This is a genomic window from Acinetobacter sp. UBA3025 (assembly GCF_002367915.1).
Classification (GTDB): domain Bacteria; phylum Pseudomonadota; class Gammaproteobacteria; order Pseudomonadales; family Moraxellaceae; genus Acinetobacter.
In genome coordinates, this window is sequence record NZ_DFDO01000013.1 from 1 (window position 1) to 4,719 (window position 4,719).

Below are 4,719 nucleotides of genomic sequence, written 5' to 3' on the forward strand. Positions count from 1 at the left end.
TATGGGAAGCTGGTGGGAAGCCTATCAGCAAATGGGCAGCGATGAAAAAGAGCGTGCCATTGCCCAATATAACCGTCAGCGTGCCAAGAGCCGTCGCAAGGCTTCTCAGGAAGAACATCTGGAACAGCGTCTGGCTGCACAAGATGTAGCAACCGAGATTGAGCCTCTGGTGAATGAGCCAGAACCACGTAGCCGTCGTGCACGTAAAGCCAAATTTGAGAATGAGCGTAGCAAACCGGTTTCTCATGTGGCGGCCAGTGCCAGCGGTGACATTGGTGCAGACCATCCAATTACCAAGCGTAAACGGGTGCAGCGTGATTTAAGCCAGGTTATTTTTGGGCCTACACAATGACAGTGACCTATATCGGTTTAGGAAGTAACCTGGGCGATTCACGCCAGATTCTGGCTGAAGCCGTGCAAAAGCTGGCAAGTTTGGGACAGATAAAAACCTCGCATCTATACCAAAGCCCACCTATGGGGCCACAAGATCAGCCGAATTATTTTAATGCTGTCGTACAGTTAATTACGGATCTGGCACCGCTGGATCTGCTGGATCGTCTGCAAGCCTTTGAACAAGAGGCTGGGCGTGTGCGTCTACGTCATTGGGGTGAACGTACCTTGGATCTGGATCTGCTTATTTATGGTGATGAACAGATTCAAAATGAACGGTTAACCGTACCGCATGTGGGCGTGCTGGAACGTGACTTTGTATTGGTACCATTACTGGATATTGATGCCAACTTGCAGCTGAATGGAAACACATTAAAAGACCTGGACATCGTCAAGCAATCAACCTTAACGGTTTTTGACCGCACGAATTGGGCAAATATTTAATTTTTAATTATTGGCATGTTCGAGAGAACTTCAATAATAGAGGAACATCTTCATGATCAGTCTCAGTGATTTAAGACGATATAAAGCGGAAGGACGCAAATTTTCTTGCCTGACTTGCTATGACGCCAGTATGGCCAAAGCCATGGAAATTGCTGAAGTTGACAGTATTTTGATAGGCGACTCTTTGGGTATGTCGATTCAAGGTCGTGATTCAACCTTGCCTGTGACTGTAGAAGATATGGCTTACCATACCGCAGCGGTACGCCGTGGCAATCAGCATGCACTGATTATGACTGATCTGCCATTTATGAGTTATGCCACTCTGAATGATGCATTACAAAGCTCAAAAACGGTGATGCAGGCCGGTGCACAAATGGTCAAGATGGAAGGTGGTGCCTGGCTGGCGGAAACCGTTCAGGTTCTAACCCGTAACGGGATTCCAGTCTGTGTTCACTTGGGTCTCACTCCGCAGTCGGTGCATGTCTTTGGTGGCTATAAGCTACAGGCCCGTACCCGTGAAGCGGCCGATCAACTGATTGCTGACTGTAAGGCAGTGGTTGAAGCCGGTGCAGCAGTGCTGTTGCTGGAATGCGTGCCTGCACAATTGGGTCAGGAAATTACTGAACTTTTCCCACATATTCCAGTGATTGGTATTGGAGCAGGGGCAGCCACTGATGGCCAGGTATTGGTCGTTCAAGACATGCTTGGTCTAACCTTTGGCCATACCGCGAAATTTGTACGTAACTTTATGAAAGAACAGTCTGGTGCGACTGCAATTCTGGATGCATTTAAAGCCTATCATGCGGCTGTTTTAGATGGTTCATTCCCAGCACCTGAACAAACATTCCAAGTCGAGTTGTAACATGAAAACAGAAACAACCATCCAAGGATTATCTGCTTCGCTCAATCCTGCACGTTCTGCGCGTAAAATTATTGGTTTTGTCCCGACCATGGGCAACCTGCATCAGGGGCATCTGAATCTGGTGCGTGAGGCGCGTAAACTGTGTGATGTCGTTGTTGTGAGTATTTTCGTTAATCCGATCCAGTTCGGACCTAATGAGGATTTTGATAATTATCCACGTACTTTAGAGCAGGATCAGCAGTTACTGGCAGATGTGGGTTGTGACATTGTCTTTGCCCCAACTGTAGAGCAGATGTATGGTAACAAGCCACGTCTGACCAATATCAGTGTATCTGGTATCACCAATGATCTATGTGGCTTACAGCGTCCAGGTCATTTTGATGGTGTAGCGGTCGTGGTGACCAAATTATTTAATATTGTTCAACCCAACTATGCCTTCTTTGGTCAGAAAGACTATCAGCAACTGGCTGTGATTCGTCAGTTTGTTCAAGACCTGAATATTCCGCTGGAAGTGATTGGTGTGCCAATTGCCCGTGCTGAAGATGGTCTGGCACTTAGTTCGCGTAATGGCTATCTAAGCGAGCAGGAACGTGTAACAGCACCAGTCATTTTCCAGAGTCTGAAAACTGCTGAGCAGCAGTTACATGCAGGTAAAACTTTGGAGGAAGCACTGGCAGGTATCCGTCAAACTTTGACAGATGCAGGTCTGGTAGTGGACTATGTAAAAGCCCGTACACCGGAATTGCAGAAAATTGACGAATTTAATCAGGATGTCGTGATTCTGGTCGCGGCGAAATTAGGAAAAACTCGTCTGATTGATAATCTGCAGATCAAATACGCAGCTGGATAAGTAAAAGGATCGTAAGGCATGAAGCGCATTTTAATTGTGACAGGACAATCTGGCTCAGGTAAATCTTCTGCATTGCAGGTACTTGAAGACTTGGGTTATTACTGTATTGATAATCTGCCTTTGGCCTTGCTTCCTGAAATTGTGGCAAAGCTGGACTGTGAAAATAACCTGGAACAGTTGGCGCTTGGGGTGGATGTTCGTAGTACCCGTGCAGATTTGCAGGAATTCGACCATGTATTTGAACAGCTGCAACAGCATGGTACGGTAGATGTCATCTATCTGACTACGCAGGATCAGGAGCTGATTGCCCGTTTTAGTGCGTCACGCCGTCCGCATCCTTTGGCTGCCCGTTTCAAGAGTCTGCATCAGTGTATTCAGGAAGAAAAAGTCCTGCTGATGCCGATCCAGCTCCGCTCTACAGTGCATATCGATACCACTGATAAAAGCGTACATGATCTGAAACATACCTTATTGTACAAGCTAGGGCAGACTGATAACCTGATTGTGATTCTGCAATCTTTTGGCTATAAGCATGGCATTCCTTTAGATGCCGATTATGTTTTCGACGTCCGTCATTTGCCGAATCCGCATTGGGAACTCGAACTGCGTAAATATTCAGGCCTGGATCAGCCGGTACAGGAATTCCTGGAAAAAAGTGATCAGGTCGAAGACATGTTCCAGGATATTTATCACTTTTTAGACAAATGGCTGCCGACCTTTGCTGAGGGTCATCGTCATTATATGACCATCTCGATTGGTTGTACTGGCGGCCAGCATCGTTCTGTTTATATTGTGGATAGACTAAAAAAAGCGCTTGAGGCAAAATGGTCTATTCAAGTCCTCCACCGAGAAATGAAGCACTGGTCATGATTGATACGACTGTTGACGTAATTAATAAACTAGGTTTACATGCGCGTGCATCAGGTAAACTCATTGAAGTTACCACCAAATTTCGTTCCAGTATCCAGATTGGCAAATCGGACAAATTGGTTGATGCCAAAAATATTATGTCCTTGCTGATGCTTGGTGCGGGCAAAGGAACAACTTTACGCTTGGTGATTGAAGGTGCAGATGAGGAAAAGGCCTTATCTGAAATTCAGGCACTGTTTGCGGCAAAATTTTATGAGGCAGATTAATCGTGGCACGTCGACCGAGCAGTTTAACTGAAGAAGACTTTGAATCTTTAGAGGGACGCGCAAGTAAAACCGAACAGAAAAAAGCAGTTCAGCGTATGGCTGCTTTAGGCGCACAGTTGGCAGAACTGAGTGCGAAACAAATTAAAAATTTACCCGTTGAAGAACGTCTGATTGAAGCTTTGCTGGATGTCCAGCAAATCAGTTCACATGAAGCACGCCGTCGTCAATTTTCACGTATTGGTAAATTACTTCGTAATGAAAATGAAACCGTGATTCTGTCTTATCTGACTCCGAAACAGGGTTTGAAAAAGACAGCACAATTGCAGCGTTGGGTTGACCGTATCGTGAAAGATGGTGATCCTGCAATTAATGAATTTACCAAAACCTATAATGCGACAGAACGTCATACCTTACGTCAGCATTATTTACGTGTACATCGTGATCTAAAAAATCAGGCACCGGAAGAAGAAGTGGCAGCCTCAAAGCAAAAGCTGTTTAACTATGTGCAGCAAGTTGCCCTCATATCAGATAACTGATTGTAAACTGAATTAAAGAAAAGCGACATTTTGTCGCTTTTTTATTCACTCTAATTAATTTTTATTTTCCATGAAAATTCAAGAATGTTCCTATAAGTCATTGTTAACTGTAAAAAAATGTAAACTTTTAATATTTTTGATTACGTAAAAAATTGGTTTTAGTGCATAAATAAACTATTTAAATCACTCAATATTTTATGATTATTAAGAATATTTAAAAAATAGAAATAAATTTAGGGCAAATTAATATTATTGGCGATCTATTTTTTCAGAAGGTGACAATAAGTATTTTCTATATATTTGAAAATTCAAAAGCTTTTATTTACCTAAAGATCAGAAGAAAAATGAGCTGTTTTTATCTTCCTCAGATTTCAGAACTCAGATGATATTGAAACAATTTGAAATGAATTCAGGAATTTCAAATAATTATATGTAATTTTTTATAAGAGGAATATTTTCTCAAGTAATTCTTAATATTTAAATATCAAGGTATTGAAGCTA

The 4,719-nt window shown here is 43.1% G+C and carries 6 protein-coding genes and 1 pseudogene; all 7 read left to right on the forward strand.

Features of this window, described 5'->3' with window-relative positions; genetic code table 11:
* A pseudogene (locus tag B4J23_RS00510) lies at window positions 1-352 on the forward strand (polynucleotide adenylyltransferase PcnB); the annotation flags it as partial.
* On the forward strand, window positions 349-834 hold the full coding sequence (folK, locus tag B4J23_RS00515) for a 2-amino-4-hydroxy-6-hydroxymethyldihydropteridine diphosphokinase (protein WP_159124103.1): 486 nt from the start codon (window positions 349-351) through the stop codon (window positions 832-834). The pseudogene B4J23_RS00510 and the gene folK, both read left to right, overlap by 4 nt.
* A 52-nt stretch (window positions 835-886) precedes the next feature.
* Window positions 887-1,696, forward strand: coding sequence for a 3-methyl-2-oxobutanoate hydroxymethyltransferase (gene panB, locus B4J23_RS00520; RefSeq protein WP_004782128.1), 810 nt, complete (start codon window positions 887-889; stop codon window positions 1,694-1,696).
* A gap of 1 nt (window position 1,697) precedes the next feature.
* Complete coding sequence (gene panC, locus B4J23_RS00525; RefSeq protein WP_291358234.1) at window positions 1,698-2,546, forward strand: pantoate--beta-alanine ligase; 849 nt, start codon at window positions 1,698-1,700, stop codon at window positions 2,544-2,546.
* Window positions 2,547-2,564: 18 nt separating this feature from the next.
* Entirely contained in the window at window positions 2,565-3,416 is an 852-nt protein-coding gene (rapZ, locus tag B4J23_RS00530; RefSeq protein ID WP_004782131.1) for an RNase adapter RapZ, read from the forward strand.
* The gene (locus B4J23_RS00535) at window positions 3,413-3,682 is read left to right on the forward strand and encodes an HPr family phosphocarrier protein (protein ID WP_034169914.1); all 270 of its coding nucleotides are present in this window, start codon (window positions 3,413-3,415) and stop codon (window positions 3,680-3,682) included. Before rapZ ends, B4J23_RS00535 begins: the two co-directional genes overlap by 4 nt.
* 2 nt (window positions 3,683-3,684) lie before the next feature.
* A complete protein-coding gene (gene yjgA, locus B4J23_RS00540; RefSeq protein ID WP_005232100.1) occupies window positions 3,685-4,218 on the forward strand; it encodes a ribosome biogenesis factor YjgA in 534 nt (177 codons plus the stop codon).
* Window positions 4,219-4,719 lie beyond the last annotated feature (501 nt).

Bases quoted from the DNA above. Each gene is read 5' to 3' on its own strand.
- folK (WP_159124103.1), top strand. From the start codon at position 349: ATGACAGTGACCTATATCGGTTTAGGAAGTAACCTGGGCGATTCACGC.
- panB (WP_004782128.1), top strand. From the start codon at position 887: ATGATCAGTCTCAGTGATTTAAGACGATATAAAGCGGAAGGACGCAAA.
- panC (WP_291358234.1), top strand. From the start codon at position 1,698: ATGAAAACAGAAACAACCATCCAAGGATTATCTGCTTCGCTCAATCCT.
- rapZ (WP_004782131.1), top strand. From the start codon at position 2,565: ATGAAGCGCATTTTAATTGTGACAGGACAATCTGGCTCAGGTAAATCT.
- B4J23_RS00535 (WP_034169914.1), top strand. From the start codon at position 3,413: ATGATTGATACGACTGTTGACGTAATTAATAAACTAGGTTTACATGCG.